Below are 21,274 nucleotides of genomic sequence, written 5' to 3'. Positions count from 1 at the left end.
AGCCAGCGGCCAATCCCTTGGCAATCGCAGCCTGCGTCTGGACACCGGAACTTTAGGTGCACGGAATATTTCCGGCGTTGCAAATACAACACAATCGCCTAACTTGGCTCGCATGACGCCGCAGGACATCACCAAGCTGATCGTCCGGACTTCGATGAAGGATCGGGCAGCGTTCGATCTGCTCTACCGGCAGACCAGCGCGAAACTTTTCGGCGTGTGCCTTCGTGTATTGAACGACCGGGGAGATGCTGAAGAAGCGCTGCAGGAAGTCTTCGTCAAGATATGGACGAAGGCGGATCGCTTTGCTGTCTCCGATCTGAGCCCGATCTCCTGGCTGGTGGCAATCGCCCGCAACCACGCGATCGATCGCGTCAGGGCGCGGCGCAAGCCTGCCGCCGATATCGATGCCGCGCTCGACGTGGCCGATCCGGCACCGGGACCTGAAGCGATGGTGGCGGCGGGCGACGAATCCCAACGCATCCATCATTGTCTCGAGGAGCTGGAGAAGGACCGGGCGGCGGCCGTTCGGGGCGCTTATCTCAAGGGCGAAAGCTATGCCGAGCTGGCGGAGCGCCACGGCGTGCCGCTGAACACGATGCGTACCTGGCTGCGCCGCAGCCTGATGAAACTGAGAGAATGTCTGGAAAGATGACACTGGCAGAAGACAATGGACCGGAACGTGGAGGCGACGACCTGCTCGCCGCCGAATACGTTCTCGGCGTCCTGCCGGTGGAAGAGCGGCAGATCGCATCCAGGCGCATCGACACCGAGACCGATTTCGCGCGGCTCGTCGATGGCTGGGAGGTTCACCTCTCGCCGCTGGCATCAGCCTATGCGGAGGTCGAGCCGCCGCCTTCAGTGAAAGCAGCAGTCGACCGCCGACTGTTCGCATCGACCGCGGCCACTCCGGCCGAGGCGCGCGCCGGCCTCTGGTCCAGTCTGGCCTTCTGGCGCGGCCTTGCCGTCGCGGCTATTGCGGCGCTGGCTCTGTATGTCGCCGTGCCCTATGTCAATCGGCCGGCTGAACAGCCGCAGGCGCGGCTTGTCGCCTCGCTGGCCGCCGACGGCAGCGATGTAAAATATCTCGCCGTCTATGATTCCGAGCGGCATGAGGTCAGCCTTTCGCATGTTTCCGGCACGCTCGCTTCAGGCAAGGACTTCGAACTTTGGATGATCGAGGGCAAGAATGCTCCGGTCTCGATGGGCGTCATCCCGGCCGGCGCGACCGCGCATATCGGGGTCTCGCCCGCCACGCAGCGGAAGCTGGCGCAGGGCGCGGTGCTGGCCGTCAGCCTGGAACCTGCGGGCGGCTCGCCGACGGGACAACCGACCGGACCGGTGGTTGCCGCTGGCGACCTGAAGGGCATCTGACCAGCTTCTCCTCAGTCGCCAGAATAACTTCAATCCATCTTATGTTTCGCATGTCTAAATAAGTGCGCTGGCCGGCAAACCGTTATGCCGGGCAAATCTCTTTGCCCGAGCGAAAAACTTAGAAATCCAAAAATATTCTGAAACTCGCGCATCTGTGTTCCGTATCTCCTCGCGTTCCCAAAAATGGGAAGAGAAACCCGAGGAGTTTTGAACATCATGCGTAGATACGCCACCCTTTTGCTTGCCGGTACGATCGCTGTTTCCGCGCTTGCCACCGCTGCCTATGCCGAAAACCCGATGGTCGGCGGCGCCGCCATGTATGCCCAGAAGAACATCGTCGAGAATGCCGTGAATTCGAAGGATCACACGACGCTGGTCGCCGCCGTCAAGGCGGCAGGGCTGGTCGACACGCTGCAGGGCGCCGGTCCGTTCACCGTCTTCGCGCCGACCAACGAGGCCTTTGCGGCACTGCCGGCCGGCACGGTCGACACGCTGCTCAAGCCCGAGAACAAGGACAAGCTGACCAAGGTCCTGACCTGCCATGTCATCGGCGCCAAGGCGATGGCCGCGGATGTCACCGCGATGGCCAAGGCTGACGGCGGCACGCACAAGGTCAAGACGGTCGGCGGCTGCGAACTATCGCTGAAGGCCGAGGGCGGCAAGGTCACCGTCACCGACGAGAACGGCAATGTCGCCAATGTGACGATCGCCGATGTCGAGCAGTCCAACGGCGTCATCCACGTCATCGACAAGGTTTTGTTGCCGAAGATGTAACAAAGGGTTTGCCGCGGACGAACCTGCGGCAAGAGCTCTCCGCCGATTGCGTCGTCCCGCTCCCGTGATCCGCAATCGACACACGCTCCGCGCCGCCCACAGCCAACTGTGGAGCGGCGCGGAGGGTCGTTTGAGGGAAACCGTCACCGGCTTTTGATTTTGGCGTGGCGGTATAGTTTGGCAAAAGGACAACCGGAGGAACTGGTCATGAACCGTCGCGACTTTCTTTTGAGCGGTGCCGCCGCCATTGGCGTCGTCGGGGCCGCGGCAACCATGCTGCGCATGGGCGGTCCGCAGACAGCACAGGCCGCCGAAAAATTCGAGATCACCAAGACGGACGACGAGTGGAAAGCCATACTGTCGCCCGCCGCTTTCGACGTGCTGCGCAAGCAAGGGACGGAATATCCGGGCACCAGCCCGCTGCTCAACGAACACCGCAAGGGTATCTTCGCCTGCGCCGGCTGCGACCTGCCGGTCTACCCCTCGGAAACGAAATTCGATTCCGGCACCGGCTGGCCGAGCTTCTGGCAAGAGATCGCCAACGGCATCGGCAAGACCGAAGACAGGTCGCTCGGCATGACGCGCACCGAGGTGCATTGCCGCCGGTGCGGCGGCCATCTCGGCCATGTCTTCGACGACGGTCCCGCGCCAACCGGCCTGCGCCACTGCATCAACGGCGTGGCCCTGACCTTCAAGCCTGCCGCGGCCTGACGAGATTCGACCGGAAACAAAAAACTCCGGGCTTTGCGGCCCGGAGTTTTTTGCGCGGTCAGAGCTTTTCGGGCGTGGACTGGAGGAGCTTCCCGAAACCGCTGTCGCGTATGGTTCTTCTGTCTTGACGCAATTCCGGACGGAAAACCGCTTCACACTTTTCCTGGAATTGCTTAATGCCCGCCACCCCCGCCGCCACCAGGCGCGGCCGGCTTGTTGATCAGCACCGCGAACAGGCCGAGCGTCGCGAACAGCACCGTCAGCATGTAGAACACGTCCATGAAGGACAGCAGCGCCGCCTGCTGCTGGACCATGCCCGACAGCTTGGAGATCGCAGCACCCGCCGCGTCGAGGCCTGAGGTCTGCTCGAAGTTGAGGGTCATGTTCTGCAGCTTGGTCTGTGCGGCCGCACTGCCCCACTGCACATGCTCGGAGAGCCTCGCATAGTGGAAGGCGTTGCGGTTGATCAGCACGGTGTTGATGAGGGCAAGGCCGACGGCCCCGCCGAGGTTGCGGGTGAGGTTGAACAGGCCGGAGGCGTTCTTCAGCCGGTCGGGCGGTAAGGTGCCGAGCGCGATGTTGTTGATCGGCACCATGCACAGCATCATCGAACAGCCGCGCAGTATCTGCGGGATGAGCAGCTCGTAGAAATCCCAGTCGGCGGTCAGATGCGTCATCCACCACGTGCCGGTGGCGAAGCCGAAGAAGCCGATCATCATCATCAGCCGCAAATCGATCTTGCTCGACAGGATGCCCGAGATCGGCGCGGTGACGAACATCGCCAGGCCGCTGACGAACAGCGCCTCGCCGATCATCATCGAATCATAGCCGCGGATGCGGCCGAGGAAGACAGGATAGAGATAGGTCAGGCCGTAGAGACCGATGCCAATGACGAAGGAAAACAGCGAGCCGAAGGCGAAGTTGACGTTGCTGAAGGCCCGCAGATCGACGATCGGCTCCTCGGCGGTGAAGACACGCCAGAAGAAGATCAGCGCGCCGATGCTCATGACGATGGCGCAGATGAACACGGCCTGGTCCTGCAGCCAGTCATTGTTCGGGCCCTCTTCCAGCACATATTCCATGCAGCCGAGGAAGGCCGCCATGCCGGCGAGGCCCCACCAGTCGAACTTGTTGAACAGCTTGAGGTTGGGCTTGTCGAAATCGATCAGCGACCAGGCGGCGGTCGCCACCAGGATGCCGGGCACGACATTGACCAGGAACAGCCAGTGCCATGAAAAGGCGTGGCTGATATAGCCGCCGACGGTCGGGCCGATGGTCGGCGCCAGCGTCGCCACCAGGCCGATCATCGGCGAGACGATGGCGCGCTTGGAGGGCGGGAAGATGGTGAAGGCCGCGGCAAAGACGCTCGGGATCATGCCGCCGCCGATAAAACCCTGCACGGCGCGGTAGACGATCATCTGGTCGATGTTGGTGGCGGTCGCGGCAAGCGCGCTGGCCGCGGTGAAGCCGGCGGCGGCGATGGTGAACAGCACGCGCGTCGACAGCATACGGCTGAGGAAGCCCGACAGCGGGATCATCACCACTTCGGCGATCAGATAGGCCGTCTGCACCCACGGAATTTCATCGGAGCTGGCGCTGAGGCCCGCCTGGATCTCGGCGAGCGAGGCCGAGACGATCTGGATGTCCAGGATCGCCATGAACATACCGAACACCATCGCCAGGAAGGCGATGACGCGGCGTGTGGAAATGGTGTCAGGGACCGCCGGCCTTGCCGGTGGCGCTCCTGCGGTGATTGTTGCGGTTGCCATTTCATGGGCCTCCTTGAGGCCGGCCGGGCGGCCCGGCGCTTCATCAGCCGCCGAGCCGCCCTCCGAAAGCGCTTAGTTGGTGGTCGCGGCAGGCGCGGTGCGGCTGTCAACGTTGACGACAACGCTCAGGCCCGCACGCAGCTTGCCGGTCTTCAGGGCATCGGCCGGGACGTCGATGCGCACCGGCACGCGCTGAACAACCTTGGTGAAGTTGCCGGTGGCATTTTCCGGCGGCAACAGCGAGAAGACCGCGCCAGAAGCCGGGGCGAGCGACGACACGGTTCCCTGGATGGGATGGCCGTCTATGGCGTCGACCGAGATGTTGACCTTTTCGCCGGGAACCAGCCGGGCAAGCTGCGTCTCCTTGAAGTTGGCGACGATGTAGAGCTTGTCCATCGGCACGACGACGGCGAGCTTCTGGCCGGGGCTGACGAGATCGCCCTGCTCGACCGAGCGGTTGCCGACGATGCCGTCATAAGGCGCCTTGAGCACGGTGAAGGACAGGTCGCGCGCGGCCTTGTCGCGGCCGAGCTGCAGTGAAGCGAGCGTGCTTGCCGACTCGCCGCGCTGCGCCTCGAGAACGCCGATATTGGCCTGTGCGGCGGCGATCTGCGCATCGGCGCCAACCAGCGCGGCATTGGCCTGGTCGAGCGCGGTCTGGGCGTCGTCCAGCTGCGCCTGCGTTCCGACATGCGTCTTGACCAGCTGGGCGGCGCGCTGCTGGGCACGGGCGGCATTGTCGGCAGCCGCCTGGTCGGCGACCTTCTGCGCCTGGGCCTGCTGCAGGGAAGCCTGCGCCGCCTTGGTCTGCGCGTCGATGCGGTCGAGCGTCTTGGACAATGTGGCGATCTGCGCCTCGGCCTGGGCAACGGCTATTTTGTAGTCGCCATCATCGATCGTCAGCAACGGGTCGCCGGCCTTGACCTGCTGGTTCTCGCTGACCTTGACCTGATCGACATAGCCGGAGATCTTGGGCGAAACGAACGCCATGTCGGCCTGGACATAGGCATCGTCGGTCGAGATCATGAAACGGCCCGTGGTCCAGTAGTCATAACCGTACCACGCGCCGCCGCTCAGCAGTGCGAGGCCGATGATCGGCAGCAGCAAGGAGCGCACCGAGCGCTTCTTCTTGGCCGGAGCTTCAGCCGCCGGCGGCGGCGCGACCGGCAGGACGGGGATTTCCGGTGCTTCCGTCGCCGGAGCGACCTTGGCGTTGGGGAAGGGGCGGACTTCGGCGGTGTTTGGCGCGTTCGAGGACATGACATCTCTCTAAAGTAATAATACTGAACCGTTCGGTTCGATCTGGACGTTGACATAGCGTGAAAAGAGGACCATATCAAGGGGCAATCGAACCGGTTGGTTCGAATTATTTTCGAGGTGTGACTTTTATGGCCGAGACAACGCCTGACGTCGAAACCGATAAATGCAATGAACTGCTGGAAAGCCTGCGCCGCGGGCGGCCGGCAGCCGGACAGGATCCGATCAAGCGCAGCCAGATCATCGATGGCGCCCGTCGCGTCTTTATCGAGAAAGGCTTCGAAGCCGCTTCGATGAACGACATCACGCGCGAAGCCGGCGTTTCGAAGGGCACGATCTATGTCTACTTCGCCAACAAGGAAGAGCTGTTCGAGGCACTGATCGAGGAAGAGCGCGGCACCATCTTCAAGAACATGTACGACATGCTCGACCGCGCCGACGATCTGCGCCAGACGCTGGTGAAGTTCGGCAAGGTGCTGTCGATGAAGATCACCTCGGCCAGGGTGATCCAGGCGCAGCGCACGGTGATCGGCGCCTCCGACAGGATCCCCGACATGGGCGCGCGGTTTTACGAGCGCGGCCCCAAACGCGGCCATGACAAGGTGGTGGCGTTTCTCAATTCCGCCATCGAACGCGGCCTGCTCAAGATCGACGATGTCGATCTTGCCGCCTACCAGTTTACCGAACTGTGCCTGGCCGGCCTCTTCCGGCAGTGCATCTTCGCCTACCGCACCAAGGCTCCGAGCCAGGAAGAGATCGACCACATCGTCAGGTCGGGCGTCGGCATGTTCCTGAAGAACTACGGCACCGAACAGCTCGCCGAGGAAGAAAGCCACCAGATGATTGCGCTGGAGGCAAGGGCCTAGAGCGTTTCACCGTTTCATGGAAACGGCGAACCACTCCAACTCTTTGTTTTGACGCAATTCCCAAGGGAAAACCGCCCACACTTTTGCTGGAATTGCTCTAACCGCCATTGGCGGCAAGCACGATCGCGGCCTGCAATTCCTCCAGCCCCTCGCCCTTTTCCGATGACGTCGCCAGGACGAACGGAAACGCCGCCGGCCGCTTCTTGATCTTTTGCAGCGTCTCCTCGATCAGCCGCGGCACGCCTGCGACCTTGATCTTGTCGGTCTTGGTCAGCACGATCTGGTAGGAGACCGCCGCCTTGTCGAGCAGCGACAGCACCTCGTCGTCCTTGGCCTTGATGCCATGGCGGGCGTCGATCAGCACATAGACCCGCTTCAGCGTGACGCGGCCCTTGAGATAGTCGAAGACCAGCTTGGTCCACTCGTCGACCTTCTCCTTGGGCGCGGTGGCGTAGCCGTAGCCCGGCATGTCGACCAGCGCCATGGGCGGCAGGTCGGCGCCCTCGCCCGAAAATCCGTCCGGCACGAAATAGTTGAGTTCCTGCGTGCGCCCCGGAGTGTTGGAGGTGCGCGCCAGCCCCTTCTGGTTGACCAGCGCGTTGATCAACGACGATTTGCCGACATTGGAGCGGCCGGCAAAGGCGATTTCCGGCGGCCCTTCCGGCGGCAGGAACTTCATGGCCGGCACGCCGCGAATGAAGATCCATCCGCGCGTGAACAAGTCGGTGCCGATCGTGGTGCTGTTTGGAAGGTTCAAGCTGCTGCCTCCAGAAGAGAGATATCGGCGCCCCTGATGGCATCGAGGTTGCGGCCGATCTTGTCCACCGGCCAATGCCACCAGGCCAGTGCCAGCAACCGCCTGATCGTCCTGTCGTCGAAACGCATCTTCACCACCTTGGCGGCATTGCCGGCGGCAATGGCATAGGGCGGCACATCGTGCGTCACCACGGATTTGGCGGCGATTATGGCGCCATGGCCGATTTCCACGCCGGGCAGGATCACCGCCTCCATGCCGATCCAGACGTCGCTGCCGACCACCGTGTCGCCGCGCACCTCCTTCGACCATGTCGCCGGGTCAAAACCCTTTTCCCAGCCATGACCGAAAATATTGAATGGATAGGTGGAAAAGCCGGACATTGCGTGGTTGGCGCCGTTCATGATGAAACGCGCGCCTTCGGCGATGGCGCAGAACTTGCCGATGATGAGCTTGTCGCCGATGAAGGGATAGTGGTGCAGCACGCATTTCTGCGCGAATTTGTCCGGTCCGTCCGGGTCATCATAGTAGGTGAAGTCGCCGATCTCGATGTTCGGCTCCGTCACCAGCGGCTTCAGGAAGCCGACGCGGGTGTGCATCGGGATCGGGTGCTTGATGTGGGGGTTGGGTCCGTCCATGTCGGTTCGTCCAGGTATTGGCAGACAGGCGCGTCCGCTACCGGAGGCGCCTGGTCAAAGAAACGTGAACCGCCCCTATAACACCAATCGGCCGGGGAGCGAGTCTTCCGTGAGTGCCGGGCTCATTTGTTGCCGCGGCAGATCACGATCGGATTGGACAGCGCGCTGTCGAAACCGCTGCCCTGGCAGACGGTGACGTTGGCTGCACCCGGCGGCAGCAGGAAGGTGCCTCCGACGACCTTCTGATCGCCCGCCGTGATGGAGGGATGGGCTGGAAGCGGTCGAAGTTCGATCGCTGACGACCTGCCGTCTTCACAGTACGAAAAAAAGAAACCGGGGCCCTGTGAGGGACTACAGGACCCCGGCCTCGCCGATAACGGCTTCCCCAAGAAACATGGCACCTCGTCATGAGGCGGGGATGGCAGGCCGAGAAAGCCCCAACGGCCTGCCACTGCCCCTTTCACCGGAAGCCGTTACTTCGGCAACAGCACCTTGTTGACGACATGGATGACGCCGTTCGACTGGTTGACGTCGGCGATGATTACCTTCGCCTCGCCGCCGGACTCATCCATGATGTAGAGCTTGCCCTTCTTGACCTCGGCGGTGAGCGTGTCGCCGGAGACGGTCTTCATCTCGTATTTGCCGCCCATCGCCTTGGCCTGCTTCATCATCTCGACGCCTGAAATCTTGCCGGCCACGACATGTGCGGTCAGCACCTTGGTGAGCTTGTCCTTGTTCTCGGGCTTGAGCAGCGTGTCGACCGTGCCGGCCGGAAGTGCCGCGAAGGCCTCGTTGGTCGGCGCGAAGACGGTGAACGGGCCGGCGCCCTGCAGCGTGTCGACCAGGCCGGCGGCCTTGACGGCGGCGACCAGCGTCGTGTGGTCCTTCGAATTGACGGCGTTCTCGACGATGTTCTTTGTAGTGTACATCGGCGCGCCGCCGACAACAGGGTTCTTGGCGTAGGCGGGGGCGGCGATCGCCACGCCGGCGACGAGAGCGGAAAGGGCAATGGTCCTGAATGACGGCAAGCGCATGTGGTCTTCCTCCGGGTGAGGGCTGATCGGAATTGATAGCCTTTGGAAATGCACACGCAGTCACGCGGCTGACGGCGCGCCAGTTTCGCCGATCACGGGAACGTGAACGATTATCCGCCCAAAGAAAAAGCCCGGACGAACCGGGCTTTTTCGAGAGAGGGGAGCTTCTATTCCGCCGGCGACGGTTTCTTTTTGAACAGGGCCGTCAGATTGTCCCATAGCTCGATCTTGGCGCCCTGGCGCTTCATGATCACGCCCTGCTGCAGGATCGACAGCGTGTTGTTCCAGGCCCAGTAGATGACGAGGCCGGCCGGGAAACCCGCCATCATGAAGGTGAAGATGACCGGCATCCAGGTGAAGATCGCGGCCTGCGTCGGATCCGGCGGCGTCGGGTTCATGCGCATCTGCAGGAACATGGTGACGCCCATGATCAGCGGCCAAACACCGATCATCAGCATGTGCGGCAGCGTGACCGGGATGAGGCCGAACAGGTTGAACAGCGACGTCGGATCGGGTGCGGCCAGATCCTGGATCCAGCCGAAGAACGGCGCGTGGCGCATCTCGATGGTGATGTAGAGCACCTTGTAGAGCGAGAAGAAGACCGGGATCTGCAGCGCCACCGGCCAGCAGCCGGCAAGCGGATTGATCTTCTCGGTCTTGTACAGCTCCATCATCGCCTGCTGCTGCTTCATCTTGTCGTCCGCGTATTTCTCCCGGATCTCCAGCATTTTGGGCTGCACCTTCTTCATGTTCGCCATCGACGCGTAGGACTTGTTGGCGAGCGGGAAGAAGATGGCCTTGACGATGACGGTGGTGGCGAGGATCGCCAGGCCGAAATTGCCGAGGAATTTGTAGAGCGTGTCGATCAGCCAGAACATCGGCTTGGTGATGAAGTGGAACCAGCCCCAGTCGATCAGAAGGTCGAACCGCTTGATGTGGCGGTCTTCGGCATAGGCATTGATCTTGGCGACTTCCTTGGCGCCGGCGAAGACCTCGGTCTCGACGGTCGCCGACTGGCCGGCCTCGACATTGATCGCGTCGGTCAGGAAGTCGGACTGGTAGCGGTGGCGGCCATCCTCGAAAAAGGCATAGCGCGGCTGGAACGGCTGCTTCTCGGTCGGCACCAGCGTGACGGCCCAATATTTGTCGGTGATGCCGAGCCAGCCATCGGTCGCCTTGCCCGGCTGGTACTGCTTGTCCTTCTCGATGGACGCGTATTTGTGTTCCTGCAGGCCTTCGGTGCCGGTGAAGCCGATCAGGCCCTCATGCAGCACATAGGTGCTGGCGACGGCCGGCTTGTCGTAGCGGGTGACGCGGCCGTAATTGAACAGCGAAACGGCGCTCGCGCCGGAATTCTGAACCGTGTCCGACACCGTGAACATGTAGTTGGCGTCAACGGAGAAGGTGCGTTTGAAGGTCAGGCCCTTGTCGTTGGTGTAGGTGAGCGTGACCGGCGTCGACGGGCTCAGCGTCGGATTGCCGTCGACGCTCCACACCGTTTCGGCACCCGGCACCGTGCCGGTCTTGTCGTTGCCGACGAAGCCGATCTCGGCGAAATAGCCGGTGGGCAAGGCCTGCGGGTTGAGCAGTTCGATCTCGGGCGAATTCTTGTCGACGGTCTCGGTGTAGTGCTTGAGCTTGAGGTCGTCGAGGCGGGCGCCGGTCAGGTTGATCGAGCCCTCGAGGCTCGGCGTGTCGATCTTGACGCGCTTGGAAGCGGCCAGCGCCTGATCGCGGCCGGCCGCGGTGACGGTGTCACCGCCGGGCGCGTTGGGAATGGTGCCCGGCGCCGGAGCCGGTGTTCCAGCGCCCGGATTGGCCGCTTCGGCCGCCTTCTTCTGCTCTTCGACCCGCTGCTGCTCGATCTTGGCGGCCTCGCGCTGCTGCTCGACGCGCGGGTTCATGTAGAAAACCTGCCACAAAGTCAGGATCAGCACCGACAGCGCGATGGTGATGAAGAAGTTCCGGTTGTTTTCCATCGAGAGCCCTTGGCCTATCGTGTTCCGCGAAGTCGGCGGGAGAGTTCGGCCTTCAAATGGCCGAAGGGGGCGCGCAGCGCATCATCGCGTCCGACGATGACATAATCATTGCCGGGCACCATGTCATCTGCGGCATGGACGCGGACGGCTTCTTTCAGCCGCCGCCTGACGCGGTTGCGCACAACAGCGTTGCCGACCTTCTTGGTGACGGTGTAGCCGACGCGCGGCACGCCGCCATCGCCGCGGTCGAGGACCTCGACGAGGAAAAACCGTCCGCGTCGCTTTTCACCACGACGGACGGCCAGGAATTCCGCGCGTTTCAGAAGCCGCTTGGGATTTTGCCCCACTGGCTTGCCGGTTGCGGGCAACGATATCGTCTCGCTTAGGCGCTGAGCCGCTTGCGGCCGCGGTTGCGGCGAGCTGCGACGACGCCACGACCACCCTTGGTGGCCATGCGGGCACGGAAACCGTGCCGGCGTTTGCGGACGAGTTTGGACGGTTGGTAGGTACGCTTCATTTGTTTTAATACCGCGGGGTGCGGCCCTTCTTGATTCTGTCACTGTGTAACAGGAGCTTTGCCGGGCCGGCTTTGGCGCGATCGAAACCGCGCCGGGACGAGTGGCCCGAGCGTGAGCGGGCTTATAGAAAGAAGGGTTTTGGAAGTCAATCCGGCGTCGACGCGGCATGGACGCAGGCTTTATGACGGTAATTTAATGTCCCGGCCAAAGGATGAAATTGGCAAAAAAGCCGTTATCGCCTAATCTTGGCCGATCAAGTGATTGTGAAGACAGAGTCGCATGAGCGAAACCAGCCAAGCGGGAGAAGGAACCGGACCGGCGCCCGCCGCCGTCCGCACGGTACCTCTGTCGCGCGGCCTGTCGACGAAACTGCTGCTGCTGACTATCGTTTTCGTGCTTCTGGCGGAAGTGCTTATCTTCCTGCCCTGGATCGCCAGCTACCGGCTGAGCTGGCTCAAGGAACGGCTGAGCACAGCGGCGGCCGTGTCGATCGTGCTGGTGCAGGGCGAGTCGACCTCGCTGTCGCGCACGGCCCAGAATGACGTGCTGATGGCGATCGGCGCCAAGGCGATCGCGGTGCGCGATGGCGGTGTCTCGCGGCTGCTGGTGGTGGCGGACATGCCGCCGCAGGTCGATGAGCATATCGACCTCGCCAGTGTCGGCATGATCAAGGGCATGACCGGCGCGCTCGACACGCTGTTCTTCGGCGGCAACAGGATGCTGCGCGTTTTCGGTCCGGTCGGCGACAGCGACAAGGAGTTCGAGCTGATCATGCCGGACTACTCGCTGCGCAAGGCCATGCTCATCTATTCGCGCAATGTCGCCTTCGTCTCGCTGCTGATCTCGCTGTTCACCGCCATGCTGGTCTATGCCGCGATCGACCTGATCATGATCGGGCCGATCCGAACCATGACGCGCTCGATGCTATCCTTCTCCGAAGCCCCCGACGACCCCGGGCGCATCATCCGTCCCGCCGCCCGTTCCGATGAGATCGGCGTCGCCGAACGCGAGCTGTCGCAGATGCAGGAGCGGCTGCAAAAGATGCTCTCGGAGCAGAAGCACCTTGCCGATCTCGGCCTGGCGGTCTCCAAGATCAACCACGACATGCGCAACATCCTGGCCTCGGCACAGCTGATTTCGGACCGCCTGCGCCTGGTCAAGGATCCGACCGTGCAGGCCTTCGCGCCGAAGCTTTTGCGCGCGCTGGACCGGGCCGTCTCCTATTCCGAAGGCGTGCTTCACTATGGCCGCACGCAGGAACCGCCGCCTTCGCGCCGCCGGGTGCGGCTGCGCCAATTGGTCGAGGACGTGCACGGCCTGCTCGACATCGAGGAAGGCATCGAATTCATCAACGCCGTCGAGACGGCTTTCGAGGTGGATGCCGATTCCGACCAGCTGTTCCGGGTGCTCACCAATCTGTGCCGCAACTCGGTGCAGGCGATGGCGGCCGACACCGAGAGCGCCGTGGTGCGGCGGCTCGCCGTCTCGGCCGAGCGCATGGGCAGCGTCAGCCGCATCGCCGTCACCGATACCGGCCCCGGCCTGCCGCCAAAGGCGCGCGAAAACCTGTTCGCGGCGTTCCGCGGCTCGGCGCGCAGCGGCGGCACCGGCCTCGGCCTGGCGATCGCCCACGAACTGATCCGGGCGCATGGCGGCACAGTGGAACTGGTCGAATCGATTGGCGGGCGCACCACTTTCGCCGTCACCATCCCCGACCAGCCGGTGCGGCTCGACCAGGCGCGCGGCAGCCTGCGCCGCCCGGCGTGACCATCTCGGCGCTTATCTTCTCAAGGGCCCTTGCCCTTCGGTCCTGGCGCTTTCCAAGACTTTTGCCGAGACTTTTTCCCCCACTCGGCCTGAACGAGACCGGCTTCGCGACAGCTTCAAAGCCCTGGGATCGAGGCCGCCATCCCCAGATGACGCACTCGCGACAAAACTTTTGCCGGATCGGCTTGCTTTTCGCAAATTCAGTCGTTAGGGAACTGCACACATTCGCGGCCGGTCCCTGGGATCGGATCGCGGGGCCATTGAAAACATGGCCTGATGCGCGCCCGTAGCTCAGCTGGATAGAGCACCAGACTACGAATCTGGGGGTCAGGAGTTCGAATCTCTTCGGGCGCGCCACTAACTCACGAATTGCAACCTATATCCGCCTGAACATGTAGGTCGTCGCGTGCAGCGCCTTGCCGTCCGGGTTCCAGGCGAAGTCAGGGATCACACCAGCTACCTCGAAGCCAACGGAAGCGTATAAGGGCTCTGCGGCGTCCCCGGTTCGCGTGTCGAGGGTTACGAGGGTTTTTCCCAGTTCACGCGCGCGATCCAGCGCTTCATTCATCAGTGCACGCCCGATGCCGAGCCTGCGTGCCCGCGGATGGACGACCATCTTCGCGATCTCGCAGCGATGCGGCTGGTTGGGTGGCATGGTGGTGAGAAGCTGGACGGTTCCGACGATCTCGCCGTCCCGCTCCGCGCCGAAAAGCACTCTACGTCCTGCGGCGACCTCCCGCCGGACATCGCCTGACCAGAACCGAGCCGCGTCGTCGTAGGGCATGGGCGCCATGAAGCTGATAGCCGCGCCATCGGCTACGCTGTCCGCGAGAATCCTGGAAAGCTCCCCTAGCCTTTTTTCGATGGCGGGACCGTCGAGTTCAATGATCTGCGTTTCCATGTATGGCGGCTCCTTAAGCCATGGCGATAATGTAGCGGGCCGATTGTTCGCCGGTCTCAAAGGAAGAGGCGCCGCGCAGCCGATAGCGCAGGCAGTCGCCGGGGTGCAGGTCGTGCCGAACGCCATCGACGGTCAAGACAAGCGCACCCGCCAAAAGCACCAAATGGTGTTCGTGCCCCGGAAGAGCGGGCCGCTCGTAGACGATGCGCTGGTTGGGCGTGATCTCGCACTCGATCATTTCGAGCTTCAACTGTCCGCTGGGCGGCGAAAGAGTACGGCGCGTGAAGCCCTTCTCCTGATCCGACCATATGCTTTGGTCAGCGTGGCGGACAAGCGGGGGAAAGTCCGGCTCGAGCGGCGCCAGAAGCTGGGAAAGCGGCAACGCGAATGCCGATGCCAGACGACCAAGTGTTTCCGCCGTGGGGCTGACCTCGCCATTCTCGATCCGCGACAGCGTCGCCCGGCTGACCCCGCTGTTTGCCGCGAGTTCCTGAAGGGTAAGTCCACGATCCGTTCGAAGCAGACGAAGATGGTCGGCCAAGGCTTTGACCTGGGATGAGGGTGTGTTCATATTCGGGATAATATCCCAAATATGGGAAGCTGCAAGCGCCGGACCGTAGACGAGTGAATGTCCCGTGGGATACCGCGCGGAAAATCGGGGGCTAGCTGATCTCCTCAGGGAGAAAGCCACCTGTCTGGCGCTTCCACAGCCGTGCAAACAGACCGTCCTGTTTGACCAGTTCGTCCGGCTTTCCCTCTTCGACGATACGGCCCTGCTCGAGCACACGATCCGGTCCATCATGGCAATCGTCGAGAGGCGATGTGCGATGGCGATCACCGTCTTTCCCTCCATCACGAGGTTAAGTCGCTCCTGGATGGCAGCGTCGGACTCGCTGTCGAGGGCAGAGGTTGCCTCGTCGAGCACCAGGATCGGCGCGTTCTTCAACAACACACGGGCGATGGCGACGCGCTGGCGCTGGCCGCCCGACAGCTTGATGAGCGGCGATTTGCTCCCGGCTGGCCGCGAGACTATGCGGGAACGTAGGTCAACCTGATCACATCCTCGCCGATCCGATCGTGGGTCATAAGGCGCAGCGGTGGCCGGGGCCCGGCGAAATAGGGCTTGCCGTGACCGAGCACGACGGGGTGCAGGTAGATCCGATACTCATCGATCAGGCCAAGTTCGGTGAGGCTTTGCGCCAGGTTCGGGCCGGCAACTTCGATCTCCCCTTCGCGCTCGGCCTTCAATTCCCGGATCGCGCCCTCGAGATCATCCCCGACAAGACTGGCGTTGGGGCCAACCGACTTCAACGAGCGCGAGACGACCCATTTCGGCTGTTTCCGCCACGCCACCGCGAAGGCGCGTTCGTCCGCATTCCATTCCGGATGATCGTCGTCCCAGTACCGCATGATTTCATACATCTGGCGACCATAGACACTGCCCGCCTGTGCGTGAGCCTCCTCGATGAAGTGGCGGAAGAGCGTGGGGCCTGGCGCAAATCCCATATGGTCGACATAGCCGTCCAGGGACTGGTTCATTCCGAACACGAGCTTGGCCATGCCACTTCCTTCCTCATCCGGCCCGCCCGGGCGGTTCCGATTGTGTTATGCAATCGGTTATAGGCTAGATCGACTGATTTTGGATCGCAATTGGTTTTTGGGGCTACCGCTTGCAAAACAGGACCAGTCCGCGGTTAAATAACCCGCTTGCCAGTTGCAATCAGTTAAGGGGGGGCGTGCGCATGATCACGATCTTCGGGGAAGGCAGGGCTTTCGGGTCGTCTGGCTGCTGGAGGAAATGGGGGCTCGCTTAACCGTTTGAGACCCGTGGACCTGGCGGCCGGCGTCCAGGACACGGAGTTCCTGGCCATTAACCCCGGCGGGTTCATCCCGGCCATTCGGGATGGCGACGTGGTCATGGTCGAGTCGATTGCGATCATGGAATATCTGATCGCGCGTTATGGGCCGACGCCGCTCGCGCCAGCTCGGCAATATCCTGTATTTCCCGCGTACCAGCAGTTCCTGCACCCCACCGCCGGGCGGCTAACATCAGCTGACACCGAACAGTATGCTGAGCCAAGCCATCTGTTCGCGCTCCTGATAGCCCTGCCCGCCCTCGTGGTTGTTGAATTCGTACTCTACGATTGTCTTTTCGCCTGCGTAGGCATTGAATGCGCCATAAACGGTAGAGGACGGGCAGACTTCGTCCATCAGGGCCACCGAAAACAGCGCCGGCGCCCTGGACTGCCGGGCGAAGTTGACACAGTCGAAGTAGTTGAGCGTTTCGAAGACTTTCGCCTTCTTTTCGCGATGCTGCGCCAAGAAACGGACGATCTCCAAATAGGGATCGCGCAAGGCAGTCCCCAAAGCGCGTGGAAAGTCGCAGAGAAAGGGAACGTCGGGCATTACGGCCGTGACGCGCGGATCGATCCCGCCGACGGCGAGCGAGATGCCGCCGCCCTGACTGTCGCCGCAAACCGCGACGCGCTCGGGATCGATGAAGTCCAGCCCTAGGAGAGCGTCTATCGCCCTCACGGCATCGGTGAACACGCGCCGGTAATAGTAGTCATTCTTGTCCAGGACGCCACGCGTCATAAAGCCGGGAAACGAAGAGGTCGAGCCGACCGGATCGGCGGTCTCTCCTACGCTGTAGTCGCTTCCCTGCCCGCGTGTATCCATTCGGAAATAGGCAAAGCCTGACGCCGCCCAGTGCAGTTGCTCATGTGCCAAGCCGCGCCCGCCGCCATAGCCGATATACTGCACGACGAGGGGCAGACGCCCCTGCCGCTGCGTGGGCAGGATCAGCCATCCTTTGATCGGATGACCGCCGTATCCCGGAAACGTGACGTCGAAAGCCTGGACCGCCTTCAGCGTCGTCTGCGCCGGCACGATGTTAACCTTGCCGCCGGCCTGGCGGGCCTCGCCGATGGTCGAAGCCCAGAACTGGGCAAAGTCGCCTGGCGTGGCCACCTTGCTGACATAGGCGCCTAGTTCAGGCTGGATCAGATCGGGGAATGGCATCGTTCCTCTCAATTCGAATCAGAAGTAAAATCGGCGATTGATATCGATGGCTCCGCATTCGGATCCGCCGGCGAGCGTGAATCAGCAGGTTATCGGTTCAAGAGATTCCGTCATCTTCCCCCACCGTTCTTCTGCGAGTCGCTATCAGGTGGTGGCGGCATACTTTCACTCAGAGGCGCCGCTGGAGAAAATGGAGCGGTGACCGCCCCACCCCGTTTAGCTGCCCGTCTTGATCTGGGTCCAGAGGCGGGTGAGGACGCGCTGCTCCTTGGACCCGTACGGAGAAATCGTGAAAAGCTTCTTCAGCGTTTCCTGCGTCGGATAAACCGACGGGTTCTTCAACACTGCTTCGTCGATGAATTTCTGCGAGGCGAGATTGCCGTTGGCCGTTTGAACATAGTTGGTTGACTTGGCAATGACTTCGGGCCGCATCAAATAGTTGATGAAGGCGTGCGCCTCGTCGACATGCTTGGCGTCGGCGGGGATCGCCAGATTGTCGAACCACATATAGGTGCCTTCCCTAGGGATCAGGTATTCGACATTGACCCCGTTATTGGCTTCCTTGGCCCGGTTCTTGGCCTGCAGCACATCGCCCGACCAGCCGATGCTGATGCATTTATCGCCATTCGCCAGATCGTTGATATAGGCAGAGGAGTTGAACGTGCGGACGTAGGGCCGAATTTTCGTGTAGATATCACCGCCGGCTTCGAGGTCCTCTTTCTTCTTGCTGTCGCCGTCCTTCCCGAGATAGTTCATGGCAATGGCCATAGTCTCCTCCGGCGCATCGACGATATTGATGCCGCAGTCCTTCAGTTTGGCCGCATTCTCGGGCTTGAAGAGCACATCCCAGCTGTCGATCGGCATGTCGCCGAGCGCTGCCTTCACCCTGTCGACATTGTAGCCGATGCCGGTGGTGCCCCACATGTAGTTGACGGCATATTCGTTGCCCGGATCATACTTGGCCAGGCGCCCCATCACATCGGGCCACATGTTCTTGAGATTCGGCAGCTTGGACTTGTCGAGCTTCTGGAACACGCCGGCCTGAATCTGGCGGGCCAGGAACGGTCCGGTCGTGACCACCACGTCATAGCCGGAGCCGCCGGCAAGCAGCTTGGTTTCAAGAATTTCGTTCGAATCGAAGGTGTCGTAGACGACCTTGATGCCGGTCTCCTTGGTGAAATCATCGAGGATGGAATTGTCGATATAGTCGGACCAGTTGTAGACGTTGACGACCTTGTCCTGCGCCAACGAGGCGCCTGCGGATAACAGGATGGCCGTCACCGTGACAGCCAGTCCGAGTAGCTCCTTCTTCATTCAAGTTCTCCTGTTTTGCCCGCCATTCTGATGGCAGGCTGTAGCTCCATTCTCGAAGGCGAGGAGGGCGGCGTTACCCCTCGATTGTCTGGAGACCAGCTGTCACCCGTTCTCCAGCAAATGCATTGGCGGAGCTCATTGGTGCCTTCTCAAGCTGTCATCGAAAGCGTTGACGAAGATGTCGACTTCGTCGCGCGACCAAATCAGCGGGGGGCGTAGCTTGAGCGTGTTGGGCGTGCTTTTCCCGATGAGGATGTTGCGGGCAAGCATGTCGTCAATGACTCGCTCGGTCTGTATGATGGCCGGTTCCTTCGTCAGGCGATCCGTCACCAATTCCACGCCAGTCATCATTCCAAGCCCGCGTACGTCGCCGATTGCGGGGTGCTGTTCGGCCAGGCGCCCAAGTTCCTGGCGCAGATATTCCCCGATGGCGGCGGCCCGCTTGATCAGGTCCTCTCGCTCCAGCACGTCCAGCACTGCCATGCCGGCCGCGCATGCGACGGTGTTGCCGCCGAACGTGCTGAACAACAGCGGGTAGGTGCCATTGAGGAACCGCTTCATCAATTCCGAGCTGAAAATGACGACGCCAAGAGGGTGGCCATTTCCAACCGGCTTGCCCATTGTTATGAAATCGATGTTTTCGTCCTTGAGCCCGTTTGCCCGGAAACCCCAAAAAGTTCCCATGCGGCCACAACCGGCCTGCACCTCATCCGCAATGACGAACCCGCCCGTCGATCGGACCTTTTCCGCGACAAGATTGAAGTAGTTTTCAGGCGCCCGCAGCACCCCGCTCGAACACAGGGCAGTGTCGACCATGAATGCCGCCGGCCTGTGGCCTCTTTCACGCAAGGCGGCTATCGCCCTGTCGGCGTCGGCGGCATATTTCTCCGCCGCTTGGGGGTGGCGGGAAAAAGGCCCCCTATACATATCCGGGGCCGTCAGTATCTCAATGCGCTTGGGGTGCCCGGCAGCGGGAAGATGACGCCAGCTTTCATTGGAGAGGGCCGTCGTTAGTTCCGTGCATCCGTGGTAGGCTTGGTCAATTATCAGCCCCCCGTCCTGCCTGCTGAGCGACATGGCTATCTGCATCGCCAGGTCGTTGGCTTCACTGCCCGAATTGACGAAGATGCAGGTGTCGAGGTGATCGGGCAGGTCGGCGGTCAGGCGCGCCGCATACTCGACGGCCACGTCGCACATATACCGCGTATTGGTGTTCAGCGCGCTGGCCTGGCGGTAGATCGCCTTCGCCACGTGCGGATGGCAATGACCAATCTGAGGGACGTTGTTGTAGACGTCCAGATAGGCGGTGCCATCGGCGGCATACATCCAGGCTCCGCGGGCGCGCGTGATGTGCAATGGCTTGTCGTAGAAATGCCATATCGGTCCCAGGCGAGCTTCGCGCTCTTGCCTGAGCACATCATAGTCAGTTGCGAGCTCGCCATCATTGCTCATGGCGCCATACACCGGAAACCGGCATGCCTGACGAAGCCGCCGGACCGCTTGTGCACGACCTTGCCGGCTAAGCAACTCCATCATCCGAGGGTAGTGGCCGGCATTGTCGATATGCGGGATGCCGGCTTCGTCGGTGGCTTCTCTCGCTTCCACGATGACGGTGGCCATGGCCAGGCGCAGGAGCAGCGCGTCGTAAAGGAGATCGATCTCGTTTTCTTCAAGCGGGTATATCGAATCGAAGCCTGACGTCACATCGCAAAGGTAGGCGACCGGATCGTCATCGAAGTCCGCGAAAGTCTCGGAAGCGGTCACAATGTCCGCGACAATGGAATTGTGGCCCATATCGCCAAAATCGATGATGCCCACCGGCGATGTGCTGTCCTTGGGATCGACCAGGACATTGCCGCCATGCGAATCCTGATGCACGACCTGGCGACGCGTCTTCGACAATTGCGGAAGCGTAAAGCGCTCGGCGCGCTCGAAGATTTCCTCGCACAATTGCCGAAGCCTGACGTCGGAGACCTTTGCTGTCTTCGGGCGCAAGGCCAGGGCACGTGAAATGTCCCAGAGGTGCGCATTGCTGCCTGCGTAGGGATGAAAAAAATCCCGCAGCGCATAGGCAAGCCGTCCTACCATCGCTCCTATGTTGAACCGAGTGGCGGCGGAAAAGGCTTCCTCAACCTGCTCCATGATCTTCCCCGGAAGGAAAGTAAGCACACGCACCATGTGCCGGCAGCCGCGCTCGTCCTCGATCCATTCATATGGGGCGCCGGCGAGGGAGGGAACGACGCGAGGCACCGGCAGGGACGGATCGCGCTCGAAGATATGGTTCAGGGCTTTGATCTGCATATCCACGACGCCTTCAGGTTCGCCTATGTTCGATATCTTGACGACGACGTCGCGGCCATCGGTGCCCTCGATCCGCCACGACAGATCGCGCTCGGAGGCCAGTTGCCTGTACGTCCCGTCGATCCCGTACCGGGTTGCCACGAGGCGCCTGGTCGCTTCCGGCGAAAAATTAGGAAGGTTGCGAAGCAGCAGAGCGTCCGTGCTCATTCCATACCTTAAGGCCAAATATCGACATCCGACGTGGCAACCACGTCGAAGTTGCACGTTGGCAGGGAAGTCCGCGGGTGGCATTTTTGCGC

Annotated in this window: 20 protein-coding genes, 1 tRNA gene and 1 pseudogene; 8 read left to right on the top strand and 14 right to left on the bottom strand. The window is 61.8% G+C overall.

Annotated features, from left to right (window positions below; genetic code table 11):
* Nucleotides 1-112 precede the first annotated feature (112 nt).
* The 4 genes from ACWGS8_RS18575 (at nt 113) to msrB (ending at nt 2,856) form a co-directional block, all read left to right on the top strand.
* On the top strand, nt 113-652 hold the full coding sequence (locus tag ACWGS8_RS18575; RefSeq protein ID WP_454582290.1) for a sigma-70 family RNA polymerase sigma factor: 540 nt from the start codon (nt 113-115) through the stop codon (nt 650-652).
* Nucleotides 649-1,371 (top strand): anti-sigma factor, encoded by a 723-nt coding sequence (locus ACWGS8_RS18570; protein WP_454582289.1) that lies wholly within the window; start codon nt 649-651, stop codon nt 1,369-1,371. Before ACWGS8_RS18575 ends, ACWGS8_RS18570 begins: the two co-directional genes overlap by 4 nt.
* Before the next feature lie 216 nt (nt 1,372-1,587).
* Nucleotides 1,588-2,145, top strand: coding sequence for a fasciclin domain-containing protein (locus tag ACWGS8_RS18565; protein ID WP_454582288.1), 558 nt, complete (start codon nt 1,588-1,590; stop codon nt 2,143-2,145).
* Between the two features lie 207 nt (nt 2,146-2,352).
* The gene (gene msrB, locus ACWGS8_RS18560) at nt 2,353-2,856 is read left to right on the top strand and encodes a peptide-methionine (R)-S-oxide reductase MsrB (RefSeq protein WP_454582287.1); all 504 of its coding nucleotides are present in this window, start codon (nt 2,353-2,355) and stop codon (nt 2,854-2,856) included.
* A gap of 173 nt (nt 2,857-3,029) precedes the next feature.
* On the opposite strand, the gene ACWGS8_RS18555 is transcribed toward msrB, so the two are convergent.
* Together ACWGS8_RS18555 and ACWGS8_RS18550 are read right to left on the bottom strand one after the other, a co-directional pair.
* Nucleotides 3,030-4,625 (bottom strand): DHA2 family efflux MFS transporter permease subunit, encoded by a 1,596-nt coding sequence (locus tag ACWGS8_RS18555; RefSeq protein ID WP_454582286.1) that lies wholly within the window; start codon nt 4,623-4,625, stop codon nt 3,030-3,032.
* 72 nt (nt 4,626-4,697) lie between these two features.
* A complete protein-coding gene (locus tag ACWGS8_RS18550; protein ID WP_454582285.1) occupies nt 4,698-5,885 on the bottom strand; it encodes an HlyD family secretion protein in 1,188 nt (395 codons plus the stop codon).
* Between the two features lie 128 nt (nt 5,886-6,013).
* On the opposite strand from ACWGS8_RS18550, the gene ACWGS8_RS18545 reads away from it, so the two are divergent.
* On the top strand, nt 6,014-6,748 hold the full coding sequence (locus ACWGS8_RS18545; protein WP_454582284.1) for a TetR/AcrR family transcriptional regulator: 735 nt from the start codon (nt 6,014-6,016) through the stop codon (nt 6,746-6,748).
* Between the two features lie 97 nt (nt 6,749-6,845).
* Here ACWGS8_RS18545 and yihA read toward each other — a convergent pair whose 3' ends face one another.
* The 6 genes from yihA to rpmH all read right to left on the bottom strand — a co-directional run bounded on the left by yihA (nt 6,846) and on the right by rpmH (nt 11,670).
* Entirely contained in the window at nt 6,846-7,505 is a 660-nt protein-coding gene (gene yihA / locus ACWGS8_RS18540) for a ribosome biogenesis GTP-binding protein YihA/YsxC (protein WP_454582283.1), read from the bottom strand.
* The gene (locus ACWGS8_RS18535; RefSeq protein ID WP_454582282.1) at nt 7,502-8,140 is read right to left on the bottom strand and encodes a CatB-related O-acetyltransferase; all 639 of its coding nucleotides are present in this window, start codon (nt 8,138-8,140) and stop codon (nt 7,502-7,504) included. Before ACWGS8_RS18535 ends, yihA begins: the two co-directional genes overlap by 4 nt.
* Before the next feature lie 473 nt (nt 8,141-8,613).
* Nucleotides 8,614-9,174 (bottom strand): fasciclin domain-containing protein, encoded by a 561-nt coding sequence (locus tag ACWGS8_RS18530; protein WP_454582281.1) that lies wholly within the window; start codon nt 9,172-9,174, stop codon nt 8,614-8,616.
* A 167-nt stretch (nt 9,175-9,341) separates the two neighbouring features.
* Nucleotides 9,342-11,153: a membrane protein insertase YidC gene (gene yidC, locus ACWGS8_RS18525; RefSeq protein WP_454582280.1), complete on the bottom strand. Its 1,812-nt coding sequence runs from the start codon at nt 11,151-11,153 to the stop codon at nt 9,342-9,344.
* 14 nt (nt 11,154-11,167) lie between these two features.
* Complete coding sequence (rnpA, locus tag ACWGS8_RS18520) at nt 11,168-11,521, bottom strand: ribonuclease P protein component (protein WP_454582279.1); 354 nt, start codon at nt 11,519-11,521, stop codon at nt 11,168-11,170.
* 14 nt (nt 11,522-11,535) lie between these two features.
* Entirely contained in the window at nt 11,536-11,670 is a 135-nt protein-coding gene (gene rpmH / locus ACWGS8_RS18515) for a 50S ribosomal protein L34 (RefSeq protein ID WP_008833937.1), read from the bottom strand.
* Nucleotides 11,671-11,950: 280 nt separating this feature from the next.
* Between rpmH and ACWGS8_RS18510 the strand changes: the two genes are divergently transcribed.
* Complete coding sequence (locus tag ACWGS8_RS18510) at nt 11,951-13,438, top strand: ATP-binding protein (protein ID WP_454582278.1); 1,488 nt, start codon at nt 11,951-11,953, stop codon at nt 13,436-13,438.
* Nucleotides 13,439-13,718: 280 nt separating this feature from the next.
* Nucleotides 13,719-13,795: transfer RNA gene (locus tag ACWGS8_RS18505), tRNA-Arg, on the top strand.
* Between the two features lie 19 nt (nt 13,796-13,814).
* Here ACWGS8_RS18505 and ACWGS8_RS18500 read toward each other — a convergent pair.
* From ACWGS8_RS18500 to ACWGS8_RS18490, 3 genes are all read right to left on the bottom strand, one after another.
* On the bottom strand, nt 13,815-14,339 hold the full coding sequence (locus ACWGS8_RS18500; protein ID WP_454582277.1) for a GNAT family N-acetyltransferase: 525 nt from the start codon (nt 14,337-14,339) through the stop codon (nt 13,815-13,817).
* Nucleotides 14,340-14,352: 13 nt separating this feature from the next.
* Nucleotides 14,353-15,126 carry a helix-turn-helix domain-containing protein gene (locus ACWGS8_RS18495; RefSeq protein WP_454582276.1) on the bottom strand — a complete coding sequence of 258 codons (774 nt, stop codon included), beginning with the start codon at nt 15,124-15,126 and terminating at the stop codon, nt 14,353-14,355.
* Between the two features lie 242 nt (nt 15,127-15,368).
* Complete coding sequence (locus ACWGS8_RS18490) at nt 15,369-15,899, bottom strand: dihydrofolate reductase family protein (protein WP_454582275.1); 531 nt, start codon at nt 15,897-15,899, stop codon at nt 15,369-15,371.
* A gap of 267 nt (nt 15,900-16,166) precedes the next feature.
* Here ACWGS8_RS18490 and ACWGS8_RS18485 point away from each other — a divergent pair.
* Nucleotides 16,167-16,250, top strand: a pseudogene (locus ACWGS8_RS18485) (glutathione S-transferase family protein); the annotation flags it as partial.
* 138 nt (nt 16,251-16,388) lie between these two features.
* On the opposite strand, the gene ACWGS8_RS18480 reads toward ACWGS8_RS18485, so the two are convergent.
* The 3 genes from ACWGS8_RS18480 to ACWGS8_RS18470 all read right to left on the bottom strand — a co-directional run bounded on the left by ACWGS8_RS18480 (nt 16,389) and on the right by ACWGS8_RS18470 (nt 21,182).
* Entirely contained in the window at nt 16,389-17,360 is a 972-nt protein-coding gene (locus tag ACWGS8_RS18480) for an acetylxylan esterase (RefSeq protein WP_454582274.1), read from the bottom strand.
* A gap of 216 nt (nt 17,361-17,576) precedes the next feature.
* Nucleotides 17,577-18,674 carry a polyamine ABC transporter substrate-binding protein gene (locus ACWGS8_RS18475; RefSeq protein ID WP_454582273.1) on the bottom strand — a complete coding sequence of 366 codons (1,098 nt, stop codon included), beginning with the start codon at nt 18,672-18,674 and terminating at the stop codon, nt 17,577-17,579.
* A 135-nt stretch (nt 18,675-18,809) separates the two neighbouring features.
* Nucleotides 18,810-21,182, bottom strand: a complete 2,373-nt coding sequence (locus ACWGS8_RS18470; RefSeq protein WP_454582272.1) for an aminotransferase class III-fold pyridoxal phosphate-dependent enzyme — start codon at nt 21,180-21,182, stop codon at nt 18,810-18,812.
* Between the last annotated feature and the right edge of the window lie 92 nt (nt 21,183-21,274).

It is taken from the genome of Mesorhizobium sp. 43Arga (assembly GCF_053714255.1).
The sequence above is the reverse complement of the archived record's forward strand: the minus strand, read 5'-3'. Positions and strand labels throughout refer to the sequence as shown.